The sequence below is a fragment of the Mycobacterium sp. NGS62 genome (assembly GCF_059812285.1).
Genome location: NZ_JCALCK010000002.1, coordinates 132,973 through 153,158, shown reverse-complemented (window position 1 = coordinate 153,158; position 20,186 = coordinate 132,973). Strand labels below are relative to the sequence as shown.

Annotated in this window: 13 protein-coding genes and 1 pseudogene; 6 read left to right on the top strand and 8 right to left on the bottom strand. The window is 67.7% G+C overall.

Going from position 1 to position 20,186, the window contains the following annotated elements:
• Positions 1-7 precede the first annotated feature (7 nt).
• Positions 8-1,237, top strand: coding sequence for a DegT/DnrJ/EryC1/StrS aminotransferase family protein (locus AC5Y49_RS05500; RefSeq protein ID WP_499884791.1), 1,230 nt, complete (start codon positions 8-10; stop codon positions 1,235-1,237).
• A gap of 14 nt (positions 1,238-1,251) precedes the next feature.
• Here the strand turns inward: AC5Y49_RS05500 and AC5Y49_RS05495 are convergent, their stop codons facing one another.
• Positions 1,252-2,619, bottom strand: coding sequence for a GMC family oxidoreductase (locus tag AC5Y49_RS05495; protein ID WP_499884790.1), 1,368 nt, complete (start codon positions 2,617-2,619; stop codon positions 1,252-1,254).
• A 187-nt stretch (positions 2,620-2,806) separates the two neighbouring features.
• Between AC5Y49_RS05495 and AC5Y49_RS05490 the strand changes: the two genes are divergently transcribed.
• Positions 2,807-4,741, top strand: a complete 1,935-nt coding sequence (locus AC5Y49_RS05490; RefSeq protein WP_499884789.1) for a N,N-dimethylformamidase beta subunit family domain-containing protein — start codon at positions 2,807-2,809, stop codon at positions 4,739-4,741.
• The gene (locus AC5Y49_RS05485) at positions 4,738-6,033 is read left to right on the top strand and encodes a hypothetical protein (RefSeq protein WP_499884788.1); all 1,296 of its coding nucleotides are present in this window, start codon (positions 4,738-4,740) and stop codon (positions 6,031-6,033) included. Before AC5Y49_RS05490 ends, AC5Y49_RS05485 begins: the two co-directional genes overlap by 4 nt.
• Before the next feature lie 25 nt (positions 6,034-6,058).
• Here AC5Y49_RS05485 and AC5Y49_RS05480 read toward each other — a convergent pair whose 3' ends face one another.
• The 3 genes from AC5Y49_RS05480 to AC5Y49_RS05470 all read right to left on the bottom strand — a co-directional run bounded on the left by AC5Y49_RS05480 (position 6,059) and on the right by AC5Y49_RS05470 (position 9,086).
• A complete protein-coding gene (locus tag AC5Y49_RS05480; RefSeq protein ID WP_499884787.1) occupies positions 6,059-6,463 on the bottom strand; it encodes a four-helix bundle copper-binding protein in 405 nt (134 codons plus the stop codon).
• A gap of 120 nt (positions 6,464-6,583) precedes the next feature.
• A complete protein-coding gene (locus AC5Y49_RS05475) occupies positions 6,584-8,836 on the bottom strand; it encodes a heavy metal translocating P-type ATPase (protein WP_499884786.1) in 2,253 nt (750 codons plus the stop codon).
• 43 nt (positions 8,837-8,879) lie between these two features.
• Positions 8,880-9,086 (bottom strand): heavy-metal-associated domain-containing protein, encoded by a 207-nt coding sequence (locus tag AC5Y49_RS05470; RefSeq protein ID WP_499884785.1) that lies wholly within the window; start codon positions 9,084-9,086, stop codon positions 8,880-8,882.
• A 438-nt stretch (positions 9,087-9,524) separates the two neighbouring features.
• On the opposite strand from AC5Y49_RS05470, the gene AC5Y49_RS05465 reads away from it, so the two are divergent.
• From AC5Y49_RS05465 to AC5Y49_RS05455, 3 genes are all read left to right on the top strand, one after another.
• Complete coding sequence (locus AC5Y49_RS05465) at positions 9,525-9,683, top strand: hypothetical protein (RefSeq protein WP_499884784.1); 159 nt, start codon at positions 9,525-9,527, stop codon at positions 9,681-9,683.
• Positions 9,684-9,769: 86 nt separating this feature from the next.
• Positions 9,770-10,903, top strand: a complete 1,134-nt coding sequence (ripC, locus tag AC5Y49_RS05460; protein ID WP_499884783.1) for a peptidoglycan hydrolase RipC — start codon at positions 9,770-9,772, stop codon at positions 10,901-10,903.
• A gap of 498 nt (positions 10,904-11,401) precedes the next feature.
• Positions 11,402-12,937 carry a PPE family protein gene (locus AC5Y49_RS05455; protein ID WP_499884782.1) on the top strand — a complete coding sequence of 512 codons (1,536 nt, stop codon included), beginning with the start codon at positions 11,402-11,404 and terminating at the stop codon, positions 12,935-12,937.
• 41 nt (positions 12,938-12,978) lie between these two features.
• Here AC5Y49_RS05455 and AC5Y49_RS05450 read toward each other — a convergent pair.
• The 4 genes and pseudogenes from AC5Y49_RS05450 to lpqS all read right to left on the bottom strand — a co-directional run.
• A pseudogene (locus AC5Y49_RS05450) lies at positions 12,979-13,176 on the bottom strand (IS110 family RNA-guided transposase); the annotation flags it as partial.
• Positions 13,177-13,560: 384 nt separating this feature from the next.
• On the bottom strand, positions 13,561-17,475 hold the full coding sequence (locus AC5Y49_RS05445; RefSeq protein WP_499884781.1) for a Pls/PosA family non-ribosomal peptide synthetase: 3,915 nt from the start codon (positions 17,473-17,475) through the stop codon (positions 13,561-13,563).
• A gap of 229 nt (positions 17,476-17,704) precedes the next feature.
• Positions 17,705-18,871 (bottom strand): PLP-dependent cysteine synthase family protein, encoded by a 1,167-nt coding sequence (locus AC5Y49_RS05440; protein WP_499884780.1) that lies wholly within the window; start codon positions 18,869-18,871, stop codon positions 17,705-17,707.
• A gap of 105 nt (positions 18,872-18,976) precedes the next feature.
• Positions 18,977-19,369 (bottom strand): putative copper homeostasis (lipo)protein LpqS, encoded by a 393-nt coding sequence (lpqS, locus tag AC5Y49_RS05435; RefSeq protein WP_499884779.1) that lies wholly within the window; start codon positions 19,367-19,369, stop codon positions 18,977-18,979.
• Between the last annotated feature and the right edge of the window lie 817 nt (positions 19,370-20,186).

Genomic DNA, 20,186 nt, shown 5'->3' with positions numbered 1-20,186 from the left:
TCTCCCCGTGTGGTCAGGCGGGTGGCCCGAGTGGCCGCAGCAGGACCGAGCCACGATCGAACACGTCGCCGCGGCCCTGACCAGCGGCCGCTGGACGCTGACCGGCGGCTGGACCGGCGTCGAGCCCTACGAGCGTCGGTTCGCCCAGCGCTTCGCCGAGTTCCTCGGCGTCCCGTACTGCGTGAGCACCGACCACGGTTCCAGCAGCCTCGCCGTCGCGTTGGAGGCGGTCGGAGTGGGGGCCGGAGACGAGGTGGTGGTGCCGGTGTTCACCTGGGTCGCCACCGCCACCGCCGTGCTGAACGTCAACGCGGTGCCGGTCTTCGCCGACGTGGACCCGGATACCGGCTGCGTGAGCCCAGCGGCGATGGCCGAGGCGATCACCGAGCGCACCAAGGCGCTGATCGTCGTGCACCTGCATTCCCGGATGGCCGACATGGACGCCATCGGGGCGCTCGCCGAGCGGCACGGCTTGGCCGTGGTCGAGGACTGCGCGCAAGCGCACGGCGCCCGCTGGAACGGCCGCGTGGCGGGGTCGCTGGGCGCCGTCGGTGCGTTCAGCATGCAGCAGGGCAAGGTGCTGACCTGCGGGGAGGGCGGAGCCGTGAGCACCTCCGACGCGCGGTTGTATGACCGGTTACAACAGCTGCGGGCGGACTCCCGTCGCTACCCGGACGCGGAGCCGGCGATCGGCTACCCCTACCTCACCGAGGCCTGCGAGGTGATGGGCACCAACCACTGCCTGCCCGAGCTATCGGCGGCGCTATTGTTGGACCAGCTGGAGCGGCTGCCTGCGCAGCTGCAACAGCGCGCCAGAGCCGGTGACCTGTTGGACACCGAACTCGCCAGAGTGGCGGGCCTGCGGCCGCTGGCGCGGCCGGCGCAGCTCGACCTGCCTAGCATTTTCGCCTACGGCGTGCGGCTAGACCCCGAGGCTTTCGCCGGTGCCCCCACCGACCGGGTGTGCGCCGCCGTGGCCGCCGAACTCGGTGTGCGGGTGCACCGTGCCGACCGTCCCCTGCACCAGAACCCGCTGTACTGCCCCGAGACCAAGCCGCGCTACCGCTGGCTGCAGGATCGGCTGCGGCCCAGGCCCGACACCCGCTTTCCGCACGCCGAACACCTTTACGGCAACCTGATGCTGTTGCCGCACCGGTTGCTGTTGAGCACTCCGCCGGGGCTGGAGGCCGTCGTGACCGCGTTCGACAAGGTCGCCCGGCACGCAGAGACATTGTGACGCCGCCCAGAGATTCACTCCGTGAGTAGCCTGGCTGCCGTCCACCGGGCCAGGGCCAGGGTGGTCAGCGACGGGTTCGCCGCACCCGAGCGCGGAAACGTCGCGGGACCGACGACATACCCGCCAACCGCGGCCGTGAGTTCACCGGTTTCGCCAACATCCGCCCCGCCCAGCGGCAGCGTGCCGGATTCATGCTCGACGGTGCCCAGCGGCCAGCAGTAGCCGACCGGAGCCCCCCGCGGTTCACTCCTCACCCGAGTCAGTGCCCGATCGAAGGGCAACGGTGCGCCCAGGAAGTCCGGGAAGCGCAAGTGGGTCCCCGCCGGTCCGCGCAGGCGTGCCCACAGCTCGGTCAGCCCACGTCGCTGCGCGGCCAGCACCTCTCGGTCGGATTCCGTCAGGGCCGGCGTCACCATGGCGCGCCAGGGAACCCGTCCGGTGTCGGGAAACGAGACAACGTTGTGTTCCGAACGCATCTGCTCACCCATCGCCCACACGTCGAGGAGCACCTCGTCGGGGCTGCCGGGCACCGCCCGGGTGCGGGCGAACACGTTGAACCGGCTCCCGGCGCTGGGCATGTACTCGAACGCGTCCACCGGCCGCGGCCAGCCCAGCGCGGCGGCTAGCAGGCGAACCACAAAGCCCTGCACCAGGTGGTCGTTCAGGCCGGTGAAGGCCGGCGGCCGGTCGCTGCCCGACAGTTGCGCCACCAGCCTGGTGTTGTCCAGGGTTCCCGCGGCAAGCACCACGGTGCGGGTGGTGATGGTCTCGGTGTCGCCGGTGCGCGTATCCCGCACCCGAACCCCGGCAACCCGGCCCGCCCGGGTCAGCACGCTCAGCACCTGGCACCCGTCGCGCACCCGGGGCCGCCCCGCCCGCTCGCCGGGCGCCATCCAGCCGATGCACCGCCCCAGGGGCGTGTAGGCGCGCCAGCCGCCAATGCCGTCGGGCCGCACGGCCTGCGGCACCGCCCGGCCGGAAGCCAGCACTCCGAAGTTCACGGTGTGATCGCGAATCAGGGGGCCGCCCGCCCAGTCCGCTAGCTCTCGCTCGACCAATTCGTACAGACCCGCGGCACCCGCCGGCTCGCCGCATAGCGCCGACCGGGCCCGTTGCGGCCAGGCCGGGTCGGCCAGCGCCCACTCCTCAAGTCGCAGGACCACCCCGTGCCAGTGCAGCGATCGCCCACCGACCACTGGCTTGCGATCCATGCACACATAGTGCGGCGGCGCCATGCTGCGCCATTCGAGCGGGACCGCAGCCGCCGCGCCGGCCGTTTCCACGACCAGAACATCGTCAACACCTGCCGCTACGATCGCGCTCGCACATTCCAGGCCGCTCAATCCGGCTCCCACCACGACCACCTCGGCGGTGTCATTCATCTCTCGTTCCTCCGTCTCGGCGGCGGGTTTGTTTCGATTTTGGTTTAAACGAATACCCCGCCGGGGTATCTTGTCGTATCTGAGGTAGTAAATCGGTTCGGCGTCATGCCGGTGATAATGGGCAGCACGCATGATCCGTTGGTCCGTCAGCTGCAGGACGGCCAGGTCGCGTGGGGGAGGATACGCGGTGACGGGAAGCGCCCGCGGAGGGTCGGCAGACCCACCAGCCGCACCAGGCCGCCGGGCGGCCGAGGTTGCTGCGTGGGTGTACCCGCGCGAGCCGACGGTCCGTGCCGGTGGGCGGCTGGTGCTGCACGTATCCACCACCGAATCCCACTATCGGGTGGCGTTCTTCCGGGTCGGATCGCAGACCGTCCACCTGGGCACCAGTTCACCGCACCGCGGGTACGACCTGCCGCCGGGACCGCCTGACCAGGATTGGGGCTGGCCGCCGGAAGAATTCGACATTCCCGACAACTGGCCGGGCGGCGTGTACCTGGCGGTGATCACCGCCGCCGATGCCGTGGTTGACCAGCCCGCGCCGGATGCGGCACCCGCAATCGACGCGCGGTCGGGCCGGGCGCTGTTCGTGGTGCGCCGCCACGCCAATGACACACCGCCGATTCTGTACAAGCTGTCCTGGGCCACCTACCAGGCTTACAACGCTTCGGGCGGCGGCAGCATGTACCACACCGCGTCATTCGTGCCCGCGGCAACGGCCACGACGCTGACCACGCGGCGCCCCGGCGGCGGCACCGGTGGTCAACTGTCGTTTCCCGGCGCGGTCGACGTCTACGACCCCGGCAGCCCACGCGAAGGATTCGCACACTGGGATCTGCCGATGATCCGGTGGCTGGAGCGCGAGGGCGTCGCGGTCGATTTCTGCACCGACCTCGACCTGCATCGCGACCCCGATTTGCTGGCCAGCTACCGGCTACTGCTCAGCGTCGGCCACGACGAATACTGGAGCGCGCCGATGCGTCAGGCCGTCCAGCAGTTCGTCGCGAAGGGCGGCAACGTCGCCTTCTTCAGCGGCAACACCAGCTGGTGGCGTATCGATCTGGCCGACAACGGCGACATGACCTGTGTGCACCCGCCGGTCAGCCACCCCCAGGGCGGGCAGTGGTGGCGGCGTGCGCCCGAAAACAGCATGACCGGCGTCAGCTACCGGCACGGCGGCGGCTGGTGGGACGGCCCCCGAGATCCCGTCGGGTACACCGTCCAGCACGCCGGGCACTGGGTTTACGACGGTTTAGGTCTGCGCACCGGAGACACGTTCGGCGCCGAGGAACGGTTAGTCGGCTACGAGTGCGACGGGGCGATACTCGACCGGGGACCCGGGGGCGACCTGCGGGCAACCGGAACCGACGGCACCCCGCCGCAGTTGGCTGTGCTGGGCGTCGCACATTTGGGTGAGGGCTGGCAGGACCGCCCAGCGGGGGCTGAGGCCAACGCCGTACTCGGCGCCTACAGCGCTACCGGGACGGTCTTCACCTGCGGAACCACCGACTGGCCCCGGGTCCTCGACCAAGGCAATCAAGTCGTTGCCGGGGTGACGCGCAATGTGCTGCGCCGACTGGCCAACCGCGCCGTCCGGGTACTGGGACCGTTCCCCGCGCGGCATCGTCACTGCCAGGCCGTGGCCGGGCAGCCCGCTACCTTCTACGTCGCGTTAGACCGGCCGGTCGACGATGGCGCCCGGTTCAGCTGGACGCTGTCGGTGGCCGATCGGCCCGCCGAACCGGTCAACGGCGGATTGCGATGCGACGTGACGGTCCCCGACGAACCCGGGCCGCTCACCGTCACGGTGCTCGTCGAGGACGCCGGGGAACAGATGTTCGGCTGGACGTGCATCCCAGTGCTGTCCCAGCAGCAGGCCGCCCAGGTCGACGTGCTGTGCAGGCTGCGGGACTTGGTGATTGCCGCGGTGCCCGCCCTGGCCGCAACCGCGGAGGTGGGTGTGGGTAACCGCCCATTCGGCGACCCGCGGTGGGACCCGGTTCGCGACGGGCTGCGCAAGCCGATGTCGCCCGACACCTTCCGCGAGGTAGTGATCCGCGCCGATCAGCTCGCTCGAATCGCCGCGCCTTATGTGCGCAAAGGACAGGAGGATGCCCGATGACAGCACACCAGGCCTGCCGGCACACCGTCGATGGACGCGGCGCGGACTACACCCGGCTGTTCGATGACGTCGTCGACCAATTGGCCGACCAACTCCCGCCCGGCCCTGCGTTGCCGGTGTTGATTCCCACCGTCGGGTTCGGTGGGCAGAACCGGGCCGTGCTCGACGACACGCTGTGGGAGCTGGCCCGGCAACGGTGTTCGGTGCCGATCTCGGTGGTGCTGTTGGTCAACCGGCCGGCGAGCAGGCCCGCCGATGACACCCTGGTGCGCGCCCGCGCAGCGATCGCCAGCGCAAGTTCACCAGCGGTGAACTTCGCCGCGGCCGAGGTGGTGTTGCCGACCCGGATCGGGCTGGGGGAACTCCGGCAGCTCCTGCTGGACGCGGTCATCCAGGTGCAGCGGTTGGACCCGGCGCGCACGGGCTTCGTCGTCGCCGACGACGACCTCACACATCTCCCGGCGGGCGTCCTTGAGGGCTTGCACCAAGCGGTGACCGGACCAGCCAGGGCTGACCTCGCGGCCGGCCCCGTGCTTTTCGACAGCCCCGAGACGCCCGCGCCGACCATGCCGGTGTTCTTCGCGGCCGACGCGCTGCGCGCGCTGCTTGCCGCCAAGTTCGTTCACCGCCAGGCGGCCGCCCCGGCAAACCCCGAGCAGGCCCAGCAGTTTCGGCACTACGCGGAGTCGATCGCGCTGAGCTGCAACCTGATCGTGCGCGGCTCGGCGCTTGGCGAGGCGGGCGGGTTCGTGCCCTATAACGAGATCACCGGACTGCTGCGCGGGGTGCACGGTCTGCGTTCCGCGCGGGTGGAGAGCACCTGGGATTTTCAGCCCGATGACGATGATGTCCTGACCGACCTGTACTCCACCGCGATGCGGATCAGCGCGCGACGAGCCTTGGCCGCCTACCTGTCCACGGGTGCCCCGTCGGTCGCGCAATGGCGGGTGTGCCGCTTCCGCTCCTCGCGGGTCGACCCGGTGCGGGTGGCCGACCCGGCCGTCCTCGGCGGCGCCGGGTCGTTCTCGCGGCTACGACCGCGTGAGATTAGGACCTTATCCGACGAGCTGACCGGGGTCCTGTCGACTACGCTGCGTTACTTCCCGCAGGATGGCGACGTGATCAGGGACTGCCTGGCGGCACTCGGCCTGCCGCCCGGATCGGTGTCGATAAGGTTGGGCAGCACGGCCAGCGATGCGACCATTCAGATCAAGCAGGTTTGGGGTTTGCTCGAACAGCTACAGGCGGTGCAGGAACTCGTCCCGGGCCAGCGTCGCACGGTGATCAGCTGAAAATCCTTATTTCGGCACCGCAGGTTCAGCCGAGAGATTCAATCAGATCACGGCAAGCCCGCTCGCAACGACGGCATACTTCCGCGCAAACACGGCAGTGCTCATGGGCTTGGTGGCTCTCACACTCCTCTGCGCAAGCCTTGCACGTGTCGGCGCATGCTTGTAGCACAGCCCGGGTCACGTTGGCGTCATAGCCGGTGTGCCGCGATAAGACACGGCCGGTGGCCTCGCAGACATCGGCGCAGTCAAGGTCTGTGCGGATACATTTTGTTAACTGGGCCACCGATTCCTCGCTGAGGCAGGCGTCGGCACACGCGGTACAAGCCTGCGCGCATTCGACGCACGCGTCGATACATGCGGCCAACTTGGCTCGGTCAACGCCACCGAGATCTTGCGGGTAGGTCTTCAGCATGTTGCTGGCGGTGCTCATAAGGGCTCCTTCAGGCGTCGGCGATGGATCCTCCGTACCGGTACCCCTTAGGCAGGCATCCAAACTGCCATGCAGCGTCGCTCTTTTCGTCACTACCGACGCTGAAGCTGTCGCCTTGGTTTACGTGTGCGGCTTGAATCTGCGCAGCCGCAAGCTGTTGCTGACCACGAAGACCGACGAGAAGGCCATCGCCGCACCGGCCAGCATGGGATTGAGCAGCCCGGCGGCCGCCAGCGGCAACGCGGCGATGTTGTAGGCGAAGGCCCAAAACAGATTGCTCTTGATCGTCGCCAGCGTCTTACGTGAGAGTTGGATCGCCTGGGGCACCGAGCGCAGGTCGCCGCGTACCAGCGTAAGGTCGCTGGCCTCGATGGCGACATCGGTGCCGGTACCCATCGCCAGCCCGAGATCGGCCTGCGCCAGGGCGGCGGCGTCGTTGACGCCGTCGCCGACCATGGCCACCATCTTGCCCGCGGTCTGCAGCCGCCTGATGGTTTCCACCTTGTCTTTCGGCAAAACTTCGGCGACGACCTGCTCGATGCCTACCTGGCCGGCGATGGTGCGGGCCGCGGCTTCGTTGTCACCGGTGAGCATGATCGGCGTCAAGCCCAGCGCCCGCAGCCGCGCGACAGCCTCGGCTGAGGTCGGTTTGACCGCGTCCGCAACGACCAGCACCCCCCGCGGTCGGCCGTCCCAGCTCACCGCGACTGCTGTCTTGCCCTGCGATTCGGCCTGGCGCATCGATGTTATGAGGTTCTCCGGTAGCTGCTGCGACCAGTCGGCCAGCAATTGGCGCCGGCCCACTACGACTGCGTGGGCGTCGACGACGCCCTGCACGCCGAGCCCTTCCAGGTTGGCAAAACCCTCTGCCGCCGGCAGGTCGCCGACTTTGTCGCGGGCCCCCTTTGCGATCGCCTTGGCGATTGGATGCTCAGAGGAGTCTTCCAGTGCACCCGCCAATCTCAGCACCTCATCGGGTTGTTCGCCGTCGGCGCTAATCACGTCGAGCAGGGTCATCGCGCCGGTGGTGACGGTGCCGGTCTTGTCGAGCACGATCGTGTCAATGCGCCGAGTCGATTCCAGCACCTCGGGCCCCTTGATGAGGATCCCCAGTTGCGCGCCGCGGCCGGTGCCGACCATCAACGCGGTCGGCGTGGCCAGGCCCAGCGCACAGGGGCAGGCGATGATGAGCACCGCCACCGCGGCGGTGAGCGCCGCAGAGATCGATCCGCCAGCGGCGATCCAGACCCCGAGCGTCGCCAGCGACAGGACAATCACAATGGGCACAAAAATTCCGGAGACCTTGTCAGCCAACCGCTGCGCGGACGCCTTGCCGGATTGCGCCTCCTCGACCAGCTTGGCCATTTGCGCCAATTGGGTATCCGAGCCGATCCGGTTGGCGCGCACGACGATTCGCCCGCCGACGTTGACCGTGGCGCCGACGACCTGGTCATCGGGACCAACCTCGACCGGCACCGACTCCCCAGTGAGCATCGAGGCGTCCACCGCCGAGGAGCCCTCGATCACCACGCCGTCGGTGGCGATCTTCTCACCCGGCCGCACCACGAACTCGTCGCCGACAGCGAGCTGGTCGATCGGGATGCGTTGCTCTGCGCCGTTTCTGCGCACCGCGACATCCTTGGCGCCCAGCTCGAGCAGCGCGCGCAGCGCGGCACCGGCACGCCGCTTGGCGCGGGCCTCAAAGAACCGGCCAGCGAGGACGAACGTGGTGACGCCCGCGGCGGCCTCCAGATAGATGTTGCCAGTGCCGTCGCTGCGGGCGATGGCCCACTCGAATGCGTGCCGCATGCCCGCCATACCGGCGGTCCCCCAAAACAGCGCATAGACCGACCAGCCCAGCGCGGCGATCGTGCCCATTGAGATCAGCGTGTCCATGGTCGCGGTGCGGTGCCGCAGGTTGGCCCACGCGGCCCTGTGGAACGGCAGGCCACCCCACACCACCACCGGCGCCGTCAGCGTCAACGACAACCACTGCCAGTTGATGAACTGCAGCGGCGGAACCATGGCCATCGCGATCACCGGCACAGTGAGTGCCAGTGAAACCAGCAGCCGCTGCCGCAATGACGCAGTCGGATCCGGCTCTACCACCAGCGCTGCGTCGCTGTCGGCAACCGACCGGCTCGGTCGGGCCAGCTGCGCGGCGTATCCGGCCTGTTCAACCGTGGCCACCAGCTGATCCGGTGAAACGTCACTGCCGTACTCGACACTGGCCTTCTCGGTGGCGAAGTTGACCGAGGCGCTGACCCCGTCGAGCTTGTTGAGTTTCTTCTCGATTCGGGCCGCGCACGAAGCACATGTCATTCCGCCGATCTGCAGCTCGATCTGCTGAGCAGCTTCGGTGACGGCGTCCATCTGGCATACTCCTCTCAGAACCAAATCGCGTGACGCAAGGCTCCTAGCCGGCAAGTTGGTAGCCAGCCTCTTCGACGGCGCCCTCGATCGCGTCGGTGTCGATCGGACGGTCACTGTCGATGCTCACCCTGCCGCTAGCAAGATCCACATCCACGGCTTTGACACCGGCGATATGACCTAGCTCCTCGCGCACCGAGGATGCGCAGTGACCGCACGTCATCCCGGCGACCGTGACTGTCGAAGTGCTCATGTCGTTCTCCCATCCGTACGCATCCTTGTATATGACAATACCAGTTCTACCTTACCCCCCTAGGGTATGCAAGATTGGCGGGCTGCGCCTCACTCTCACCCGTGCGCCGCGGTGGTCGACTGGGCTCGCGGGTTCGACCGGCGTTAACGTGAAAACGGAGGACCGCCCTCCCCTATTCCGGACTTTCCAGTTCCTGCCATTCGGATGCCCTTCCTAACCGCCAGGTGTGACGACGCGGCGCATCCTGGCCATCAACAATGGTCGGAAAAGCGCTGGGTCACCGAAGATGGGTCTCTCCGATGCCCAACCATGCCTACGCCGTCGCAACAATATGAACGCACGCAACTCGGATTTTCCCGTTGCGCCCGGCGCGGGTTGTAGGCACCAGAAGACAAAGCATCGTACGGCGTGCAGCGGCCGCCGCCTGCGCTTGGCTGCGTGGAGTTCACCACCTCGTCGGTACCGCGCGAGATGCGCATTCTGATGCAGGTATACGGCGCCTGCGTCGTCGCCTACGACAAGGGCCCGGACCGCCTGCACCCCGCTGTAGCGAGCTACCGGCACCGAATCCTGCCGACTTCTTTGATGTTCCGCTAATGGACAATGCCTATACCGTTTCGTAACCTGTCTGAGACCTAAAGCAAATTCGACGTCTTGTCGACGGGTTTTAAGGATACGAAATTTTGGGGTCGGGGCATGACGGTAGACGCTGGGCTGGACGCACCCGCAAGCGATTTGCCGTCGCCGCGATAGCGGGCTTTATCACCATCTTCTCCGGCGCGGTCACCGGCAATGTGCTGGCCGATCCGGCCGATGACGCCATGGCAAAGCTCAATGAGCTGTCTCGCCAGGCCGAACAGACGACCGAGGCGATGCACAGCGCCCAGCTCGACCTCAACGACAAAGTGACTGCGCAGCGCGCCGCGGACAAGCGGCACGCGGCCGACCAGGCCGCCGCGCAAGCCACCAAAGCCCGGTTGGCAACCTTCCAGGCCGGTGTCAATAAGTTTGCTGCCGCGATGTACATGGGCGGTCGAACCGACGGCATGGATGCGATCCTGACCGCCGAGTCGCCCCAGCAGTTGATCGGCAAGCTGGCTGTGCAGCGGGTGATCGCCACCGAGATGTCCGCGCAGATGGCCAGTTACCGGACAGCCGGGAAGCAGGCCGCCAAGGCCGAGCAGGCGTCGGCGAAATCGGCGGCAGACGCCAAGACCGCCGCCGAGCAGGCTGCGGCGGTGCGGGCGAGTCTGCAGTCCAAGCAAAGTCAGCTGCAGGTGCAGATCGCCGTCGTCAAGTCGCAGTACCTCTCGTTGTCGCCGGGTCAGCGCACCGCGCTGGCCGAACCGGGGCCGGCTCCGCAGCCCGCCGCGCTGGTAGCCGCCCCCGCACCGGAAGCGTTGCCGCCCAATGGTGGTGGGCCCGGCGCAGACGCGCCTGAGGCGTTTCCCGGCGGCGCGCCGGGCAGCGGCCAAGGGGCGACGGCCGTGCAGGCCGCGTTGACCCAGGTCGGTGCCCCGTACTCGTGGGGTGGCGCCGCGCCCGGGGGTTTTGACTGTTCTGGCTTGGTGATGTGGGCGTTCCAGCAGGCCGGCATCGCGCTGCCGCACTCCAGCCAGGCGCTGGCCCACGGCGGGCAGCCCATCGCGCTGTCGGACCTGCAACCCGGCGATTTGCTCACCTTTTACTCCGACGCATCACACGTCGGCATCTACGTCGGTGACGGTCTGATGGTCCATTCCTCCACCTACGGTCAGCCGGTCAAGGTGGTGCCGATGACCTCATCCGGCCCGATTCACAACGCCCGCCGCTATTAGGTTGGTCGGCGACGCCAGTGGCTGGCGGCGCTCTTGTCGTGCGTCTCTGCCACCGCACTGATGCTCGCCGCAGTCGTAGTGACGGGGTAGTGGCGCTTTAGGCCAGCCGGATCCGACGGCGGCGTCGGCGCTAGCCATAGTCACCCTCATCGGATCCCGCCGTCGGTCGGTACTACAGCGTCATCGACTCAGCCGCCTGTCGCTCATACGAGGGGGATTTCAGCTGCGCTGGCAGCAGTCAAAAGAACAAACCTTGCGTACCAACAGCGGTCAGACATGCGCAACTTCATTGTGTCCGACAAATGCTTCAACTAAGCCAGCGAATCGTCGATTCACCGAACGCGGGCGGCGATACACGTCGTCCACTAGTCACTTGATAATGAAAATCACATTCAGTAAGCTCTGCAGGTTGATGGAACCCGTCGACGGAGGAGTGTCTGTCATGAGGTCGCGCGCCCGTGATATTACGTCGTCGTATCTGGTTGTCGGCGGCTGACGATGACCGCACCGGTGTGGATGGCCTCGCCGCCGGAGGTGCATTCGGCGTTGCTGAGTGCCGGTCCGGGGCCCGGACCGTTGTTGGCGGCGGCTGGGATGTGGTCGTCGTTGAGTTCCGAATACGCTTCAGTAGCAGAGGAACTCAGCGCGTTGTTGGCGGCGGTGCAAGCTGGCGTGTGGGAGGGGCCGAGCGCAGAATCGTATGTCGCCGCCAATGTGCCCTATGTGGCGTGGTTGATGCACGCCAGCGCAGACAGCGCGGCAGCGGCCGCCCAGCATGAGGCGGTGGCCGCCGGTTACACCGCCGCACTGGCAACGATGCCGACGCTGCCCGAGCTAGCCACCAACCATGCTGCTCACGCGACCTTGGTGGCCACGAATTTTTTTGGGATCAATACGATTCCGATTGCGTTCAACGAGGCCGATTACGTCCGGATGTGGATCCAGGCCGCCACCACGATGAGCACCTATCAGGCAGTCTCCAGCATCGCGGTAGCCTCGACGCCGCAAACCGCAGCGGCACCGCAGATCCAGAAATCCGACAGCAACAACGGCGATAGCGGCGGCTGCGGCACCAGAGTAGATCCATGGACCGGCGAAACCGAGAACGTCCTTTGCCCCTCCGACCCAGGCTTCTATAAAGAGTGGGGATCCGAACTTGCCCAGCAATTTCAAGCGCTTGCGAACGCCCTGCTGACAGATCCGTCGCAGGTGTCGAGCATCCTTGCCCTGATGGAAGCCGATTTCATGTTTCACCTTCAGTTAGTGGCGTCCAGCGTGGCGCAATCATCCCCGCAGTTGCTATCGGTCGGCCTCGGTCTGGCCATCGCTGGCTTGGGAGCCATCACCGGCCTGGGAGCGGCGATCGGCTTGTCTGGGCTGGCCGGCCTGACCGCGGTGCCGGTGCCCTCAGGCGCCGAAGCGATCCCGATCGAGGACCAGCCCAAGGTGGGCGTCGGGCTTGCACCGCCTGCGGCGCCCGCCGTGAGCCCTGGCTCGGCCTCTGCCGGCACTCCGGCGCCCGCGCCAAGCAGCGCCGCGGGCGCACCGCCGACGCCGCCCACACCGCCGGCCGCCAGCGTCACCGGCGTGTCCTTCCCCTACCTGGCGGGTGGGCCCCGGATCGGGCTCGGCTCGGGAATGAGCAACAGTGCCAGCTCGAGCACCAAACGCAAAGCGCCGGAGCCCGATACCGCCGCGGCGGCGGCAGCAGCGGCGGCTCGAGAGACGAGGCGGGCACGGCGGCGCCGGAGCGCGGCGCTGCACGGCGGCGCCGACGAATTCATGGATATGAATGTCGAAGTCGACCCCGACTGGGGCGCGCCGCCGGCTGAAGAGCCCGTCGCCTCGACGGCGGCCTCGGCTACCGGTGCGGGACCGTTGGGTTTTGCCGGGACCGCCCGCAAGGGCAGCGTCACTGAGGTCGCAGGCCTGACCACGCTGACGGGTGATGAGTTTGGTGACGGTCCGACGGTGCCGATGGTGCCGGGCACCTGGGAGCCTGATCGGTCGGCCGACAGCGACGGCGAGAGGTGACGCGCAACCTCATCTTTTACGCAGCAAGATGTCGCCAGCGGCGGCACCTTGGCCAGCCGTTTTCGACCACCGACTCCGAGCAGGTCCGACACCGCGATCAACACGCGCCGGCTTTGGCGAGCACGGGATGGATCTGGGCTTTGAGTCCGGACCGGATCGCGACCAGCTTGGCACGGTAACGCACCAACTCCCGCAATTCGCCTAGTTTGGGGCGAAGCGATCCAGGCCTCCGGTAAGCGACCCCTTCAGGGATGACAAATGCCTTCCTCATCTTGAGCGCCCCCTCGCAGCCATAATGGACTGCGCGCCCCGTCTTTTCGGGCATCACCACATACATCGGCACGGGCGACTCGCGGAGGCAATGCGTCTCATACATAAGTCTGCAGGGCAGCCCAATAGCTCGATGGCGACCGGCCTGCTCGTAGAACCAGGTGGTGTTCTCTGCGCGGACTCGGTGGGACAAACTCGCGGTTGGCGATTGTCTGGTAGGACCTTCGGTTCCGATCTTGATGCGACAACTACGTACGCGCAACCGGCAGGTGCAGTGGGAAAACCCCGCGCCCGCGTGACCGTGGCCGTACCCGACAAACGGCCGCGACGTTGTGCCCCTTAGCTGAATTCTCTCACGCGGCGAGCTCCTCGGGTTGGCGGTCGGCCGCCCGGGCGCGGCGTGTGTCGCGGAACACCCACGGCGCGATGGGGTTTCCTTGCCAGCGGGTCGAGGATGGCACGTGCTCGCCACGCAGCACCAGCGACGCCGGTCCAATGGTGGCGCCGGCACCCAGCCTCGCCGCCGGCAGCGCCACACTGTGCGGGCCCAGCGTGGCTCCGGATTCCAGGACGACAGGGCCTGTGCGCATGATCCGGTCGTGGAACAAATGCGTTTGAACCACGCAGCCGCGGTTGACGGTGGCGCCGGTGCCCAGCCTCACCAGGTCGGCCTCGGGCAGCCAGTACGTTTCACACCAGACGCCGCGGCCGAGGGACGCGCCCAGCGCACGCAACCAGAGATTCAACACCGGCGTGCCGCTGGCGGGCCGCGCGAACCAGGGCGCCGCGACCGTCTCAACGAAGGATTCGGACACCTCATTCCGCCATACGAACGACGACCACAGCGGCCGCTCGGCCACCCGTATGCGGCCGACCAAAAGCCATTTCGCCACCGCCGCGGCGCCGCCGGCGATGGCGCCGGCCGCCAGCAACACGACACCGCTGCCCAGCGCCGCCCAGCCGTAGCCGAATTGGCTTGCCAGCCACTGCAATGCGTCCACGACGGCGACCCCGATCGCGAACGTCACCATCAACGGAATTAGTCGGGTGGTTTCGGCGACGGCCCGTAGCACTATCAGCCGCAACGACGGGTAATAGGTACGGCGCGTGTCCGCTTCGGCCGCGCGGCGGCGTAGCCGCACCGGCGGGCTGCCCAGCCACGACGACCCAGTGGTGGCCTTGTGCGGAGTCAGCGACAGCACCGCAACCAGCCCGCCGTCGGGCACCCGGCGGCCGGGCTGGGTGATGGCGGAGTTGCCGAGGAACCCGCGCTTGCCGATGCTGGCCGTGGCCGCGTGAATCCATCCGCCGCCCAGCTCGTAGGTCGCCACCATCACGTCGTCGGCCAGGAAGGCGCCGTCGGCGATGACGGTGAACTTCGGGGTCAGCAACGCCGTGGAGATCTCGGTGCCGCGGCCCACCTTCGCCCCGAGCAGGCGCAACCACCACGGCGTGAGCAGGCTGGCATACAGCGGGTACAGGTATCTGCGCGCGGTAGCCATTAACCGCCCGGTAAACCACAGCTGCCACCCCGGCCGGCTGTGCAGCGGGTAATAATTTTCACTCAACCCCAGCGAACAAATCCGCACCCCAACCACTGTCAGCGTTGCGTACACCGTCAGCGTCACGGCCACGGCCACCGGCGTCCAGACCGCCGTCGGCACGATCGCGCCGAGCAGGGTGCGGCTGTCGCGTACTGCCCAGACCAGCACCATCAGTCCCGCGAGTTCGGCCAGTAGCGGCAGCGCGCCGAGCAGCACCGGCGTCAGCCCGTATATTGCCAGCCATAGCGGCGCGCGTGGCGGCCGGTGCTGCGGCCACCGGTGGCGGGCCGTACCGGACATCGCCGCCGGCGAACCCGTCCAGTATTGGCTGTTGTTCACCGTGCCGGTCACGCTGGAACCCGGAGCAATCTGGGTGTAGTGGCCCACCGACGCGCCGGGCAGCAATGTGGTGCGCGCGCCGACGATCGCGTCGTTGGCGATCGCAATCCGGCCGACGTGAAACAGGTCGCCGTCGACCCAATGCCCAGCCAGATCGACCTCCGGTTCAATCGCGCTGCGGTGGCCCAGCCTCAGCATCCCGGTCACCGGCGGCATGGCGTGCAGGTCCACCCCGCTGCCGACCTTGTTGCCCAGCGCGCGGGCGTAGTAGGTCAACCATGGTGTGCCAACCAGGTTTTCAACTCTGCTGGCCTCCACGAGGCGTTCGACGGTCCACACCCGCAGGTGCTCGGATCCCCCGCGCCGGTAGGGGCCCGGCTCCAAGCCGAATAGCAGCAGCCGCGCCCCGAGGGCCGCGGTGGCTATCCGCCCCGGCGGGCTGATGAACACCAGAAATCCGGCGATGATCCACCACCAGTCGAGCGTCACCAGCCAGGGCAGCAGACGCAGCCCCGCGGCAACATTGTTGGCAAGCGCCAGCCACGTCACCCACTGCATGCCGGTCAGCGTCGCCAAAGGTAGCGACAGGAGCACCTGCGCGGCCTGTGTCCACCGCGGAATCGGGCGCACCACGCGCGGCGCGGGGCGGACTGGCAGATCGAGTTCATCGATAAAACCGGCCAAGGACGACAGCCGGGGATGCTCGTAGAGCTGGGCGATCGTAACCTGCGGATAGCGCTGGCGCAGCGCATGCACCAGCTGAGCCGCCGATAGTGATTCGCCGCCCAGGGCGAAGAAGTCGGCGTCGGGCCCGTCGACGGCAGCGCCCAGCACGTCGCGCCACAGGCCGGCCAGCCAACCCATGGTGCCGCCCAGCTCCGGCGATTCGTCCGCGATTGCGTCAACCGGCCACGGCAGCGCGTCCCGGTCGAGCTTGCCCGACCTGCGGGTGGGCAACCGCTCGACCAGCACCAGCCGCGGCACCAGCGCGGCAGGCAGCGTTTGCCGCAGCGCCCTCCGCGCGGCCGCCAAGTCGAAGGACGGATCGCTGCTCACAAGGTAGCCGACCAGCAGCGCGGCGCCGCCGCCCGTGCAGCGCACCGCGGCCGCTGCGCCGCGCACGCCGGGCAGATTCACCAACGCGGAATCCACCTCGCCCAGCTCGATGCGCCGACCCCCGACCTTGACCTGGTCGTCGGCGCGGGCGACGAAGACCAGCCCGTCGCGCTCCAGACGCACCAGGTCGCCGCTGCGGTAGGCGCGCCGCCAGCCCAGACTGCGCAGCGGCGCGAACCTGTCGGCGTCCATCCGTGCATCGAGGTAGCGCCCCAACCCGACACCGCCGATCACCAGCTCACCGACCTCGCCGTAGCGCACCGGCTGGCCGTCGCGGTCGATGACCGCCAGACCCCAGCCGGGCAGCGGCAGCCCGATGCGCACGGGCCCGCTGCCGGTCAGCCTTGCCGCGCAAGCCACCACCGTGGCCTCGGTGGGGCCGTAGGTGTTCCACACTTCCCGGCCGTCTACCGCCAGTCGCTCGGCCAGCTCAGGCGGACAAGCCTCGCCGCCCACAATCAGCAACCGGACTTTCTCCAGAGCCTCGGTTGGCCACAGCGCAGCCAGGGTCGGCACCGTAGACACCACCGTGACGTCGCGGGCCAGCAGCCATGGCCCCAGATCGCTGCCGGCGCGCACCAGCGACCGTGGCGCCGGCACCAGGCACGCGCCGTGTCGCCACGCCAGCCACATCTCTTCACAGGAGGCGTCGAATGCCACCGACAAACCCGCCAGCACCCGATCACCCGGCCCAACCGGGTTGTGCTGCAAAAAGATCTGCGCCTCCGCGTCCACGAACGCCGCCGCGCTGCGGTGGGTGACGGCAACACCCTTCGGGGTTCCGGTAGACCCAGAGGTAAAGATGATCCAGGCGTCGTCGCCGCCCAGCGGGGCGCCGGCCCGCGAGCCCCGCGAAGATCCGGAACCGCGGGCCAGCCCCTGCTCGGTGATCACCGCCACCACGCCCGCCTCGTTGAAAACCAGGTCGGCCCGCCCTTCGGGGTCCTCGGCATCCACCGGCACGTAGGCCGCGCCGGCGGCCAGCGTCGCCAAAATCGCGACATACAAGGCGTTGCTGCCCGACGGCATGCGGATTCCGACTCGGTCGCCGCGACCGACCCCGCCGGCCGCCAGCCACGTCACCCGCTCATTGATGGCGGCGATCAGGTCACGGTACGTCAGCACGACGGTGCCGTCATCGAGCGCGGGCGCGTCGGGATAGCGGGACGCGGTTTCGTGGAGGATCTCGATGAGTGTGCGCGGCTTGGGAGCAGACGACGACAGCAAGTATTGGGCGGTCTCTAATTGGCTTGCAATATCCCCCGTCATCACGAGTTGGTCATCGCCGTTGCACTGCTCACCAAGGCGTGCTCTGCGCCGCGCTACCAAGCCGATCATCAGATCCGGCCTGCGGCACCGTCGAAAGATCCGCTATCCCGAACGACGCGATTGCGCCAGCGCCTACGGCTGGCATGACCGCTGATGCCCGCAGCTCGGCGATCGCTGCAGCGGTACCGAGGCGCTCGCTGTCGGGGACCATTGTCGGTAACGAGCGCCTTCATCGCAGCGCTCCGGTCGGGTCGAGAACCGTCGTGCACCGCGTCCAGGACTGCACGATCTGCTCGGCGGGGTGCGCAATGACGGCCGGCTCGGCCGGGGGGATTTGGTCGAGCAGGCCGTGCTGGCGGCAGTAGTCGTCGTTGTAGATCGTGTCGAAGTAGCGTTGCGGACCGTCGGGGAAGACTGCGGCGATGGTGGTATCGGCCGCCATGCTGCGCGCGGCCCAGCCGGCGACCAATGCGACCGCCCCGACACTCCAGCCGCCGCTGGCGTGGTGGGTGGCTGCCAGGGCACGCGCCGCCCACACCGCTTCGGCCGGAGCCACCCAGTGCACCTCGCTAAACGCCGGATAGTCGACGTTGCGGGGATAGATGCTCGAGCCAAGTCCGCGCATCAGCCGACTAGCCGCCGGTTGCCCGAAGAGCGTCGAGCCGATGGTGTCCACGCCGATCACCCGCAGGTCGGGGTTGACCTCGCGCAGCACCTTCGCCACACCCGCGGAATGGCCGCCGGTGCCCACTGAGCACACCAGCACGTCGACGTCGCCGAGTTGGTCGAGCAACTCCAACGCCAACGGCCGATAAGCCTCCACGTTGTCGGGATTGACGTACTGGTTGGGACACCAGGCCTCCGGGTCGGCGTCCAGCAGCTCGACAATGCGGTCTTTGCGGGCCTGCTGCCAGCCCCCGACCGGGTGCGGCTCGGTGACCAAATCGACCTGTGCGCCGTAGGCGCGCAGCATGTTCTGCACGATCGGCTCCATGCCCGGGTCGGCGACCACGGTCACCGGATGGCGATAAACCATGCCGGCCAGCGCCAAACCGAGCCCCAGTGATCCGCTGGTGGACTCGACGATACGGGCCCCGGGGCGCAGCTCGCCGCGGAGGCGGGCCCGTTCGACCATCTGCAGCGCGGGACGGTCTTTCATGCTGCCGCCTGGGTTGAACCCCTCGAGTTTGGCCCAAAATCCGCGGTCGGCGGCGGTCAGCGGCGCGGAGATCCGCAGCACTGGCGTGTTGCCGACCAAGGCGTCGGGCTGGCGATAACCATCGCGGGAGGCCCGGCATTGACCTGCGGGGTGTTGCCCGTTCACTAGGCGCAGTCGGCCCCTGTTGCGCGGTGTAAGGGTTTTCAGAGATTTCAGGGGCAAAACATTGTTGTTCATGGGATCGTCGCTTTCTGCTCGAAGCCGCGACAGAGAGCGCGGCCGTTGACATGGCAGCAGTCACCGGCCGTCGTGACAAAGCAACAACGGCCTGACGCTGACCAGTCAGCGACGAGAAAGACAGAACCGCGTCAAGAGGTCTTGACCGGTAAGGGCAGGAGCCGGCGCGGCGGGCGGGCCCCGCCCGACCAGCAGCTTTCCTGAGGCCAGCCAGGCGGCGACAGCAGCCACTGCCACCACCGCAGCCAGCGCAACCAAGGAACTCGACGGCGAATTCGGCAATACCGCAGCGGCCAACACCTCGGGGTGTCCCGTCGACCAACCTTCGACAAAATGCGCATGCTCGACGCTGACGCCACCATCGCTGCTCAGCGATGTAGCCAAGGTGCCCAGCGAATGCGCGGCAGGGGACTCCGACCGCGGCAGCGCAGAATGGCCGAGGATGGCGATCAGCCCCAGCATGGCCGCGACGGCGATGAAGGACCGCAAGCGCGGCATGCCGCGCCCGCGACCAACACAACGCGGCGACACGAAGCGAGGCATCAGACGCGGGCCTCCGAACGCGCTGCCATGTACCCCATACCCGCATACCGTACTCCGCAGTTTTGGTGTTGTCGACGGTGGAAGAAAAATACCGACGGCAATCCATCTGACGTGGCTCCTTCTTAACGCAGAGCCGCCCGCAAAAGCTGGCGCGACATCGACTGGTCCCAGCACCAACACCCCGCCGAGATCAACGGATCCCGGCTGCACTATCTCGCCTACGGCTCGGCGGACCAAGGACCGGTGACGTTCCTGTTGGTGCGCGGACTGGGCGGGCCGTGGCAACACTGGTTGGAAAACATTCCCGCGCTCGCTGAGCCTGGCAGGGTGATTGCTCTTGACATTCCCGCATTCGCTCGGTGGCCCGCTGTCGGTCCGCTTTGCCGCCCGACATCCCGAGCTGGTCAAGGCGATCGCCCTCGTGCTGGCAGCGTCCGGATCTTCGGCGATACCCTTGGCCTTCGCCGCGTCGGCACGAATCTGCGGCACAGTCCCGCCTCGGTGGTCTCCACCTACTTCGAAGTGCTCACCGCGGGTCTCCCCCGCGCCGGGCTTCCGTCGCAGACTCGTGATCACCAACGCGTCGGCTGATGTTGTGGCCGTACCTCCATCGTCCTAACGCCCTGCCAAGAGATGGCGTCGCCATCCTGGTGGATGGAGTCAGCGCGCGGCGTGTTACCGACCATGGCGGCCGTCGGCAGGCTTCGGCTGGACCAGTGGCTCCACAAGGTCGATGTCCCAGTGCTGGCGATCAGCGCCGACCACTACGCGA

Bases quoted from the DNA above. Each gene is read 5' to 3' on its own strand.
- AC5Y49_RS05480 (WP_499884787.1), bottom strand. From the start codon at position 6,463: ATGAGCACCGCCAGCAACATGCTGAAGACCTACCCGCAAGATCTCGGT.
- AC5Y49_RS05470 (WP_499884785.1), bottom strand. From the start codon at position 9,086: ATGAGCACTTCGACAGTCACGGTCGCCGGGATGACGTGCGGTCACTGC.
- AC5Y49_RS05445 (WP_499884781.1), bottom strand. From the start codon at position 17,475: ATGACGGGGGATATTGCAAGCCAATTAGAGACCGCCCAATACTTGCTG.
- AC5Y49_RS05495 (WP_499884790.1), bottom strand. From the start codon at position 2,619: ATGAATGACACCGCCGAGGTGGTCGTGGTGGGAGCCGGATTGAGCGGC.
- AC5Y49_RS05440 (WP_499884780.1), bottom strand. From the start codon at position 18,871: ATGAACAACAATGTTTTGCCCCTGAAATCTCTGAAAACCCTTACACCG.
- AC5Y49_RS05475 (WP_499884786.1), bottom strand. From the start codon at position 8,836: ATGGACGCCGTCACCGAAGCTGCTCAGCAGATCGAGCTGCAGATCGGC.
- AC5Y49_RS05485 (WP_499884788.1), top strand. From the start codon at position 4,738: ATGACAGCACACCAGGCCTGCCGGCACACCGTCGATGGACGCGGCGCG.
- AC5Y49_RS05455 (WP_499884782.1), top strand. From the start codon at position 11,402: ATGACCGCACCGGTGTGGATGGCCTCGCCGCCGGAGGTGCATTCGGCG.
- lpqS (WP_499884779.1), bottom strand. From the start codon at position 19,369: ATGCCGCGCTTGCGGTCCTTCATCGCCGTCGCGGCCATGCTGGGGCTG.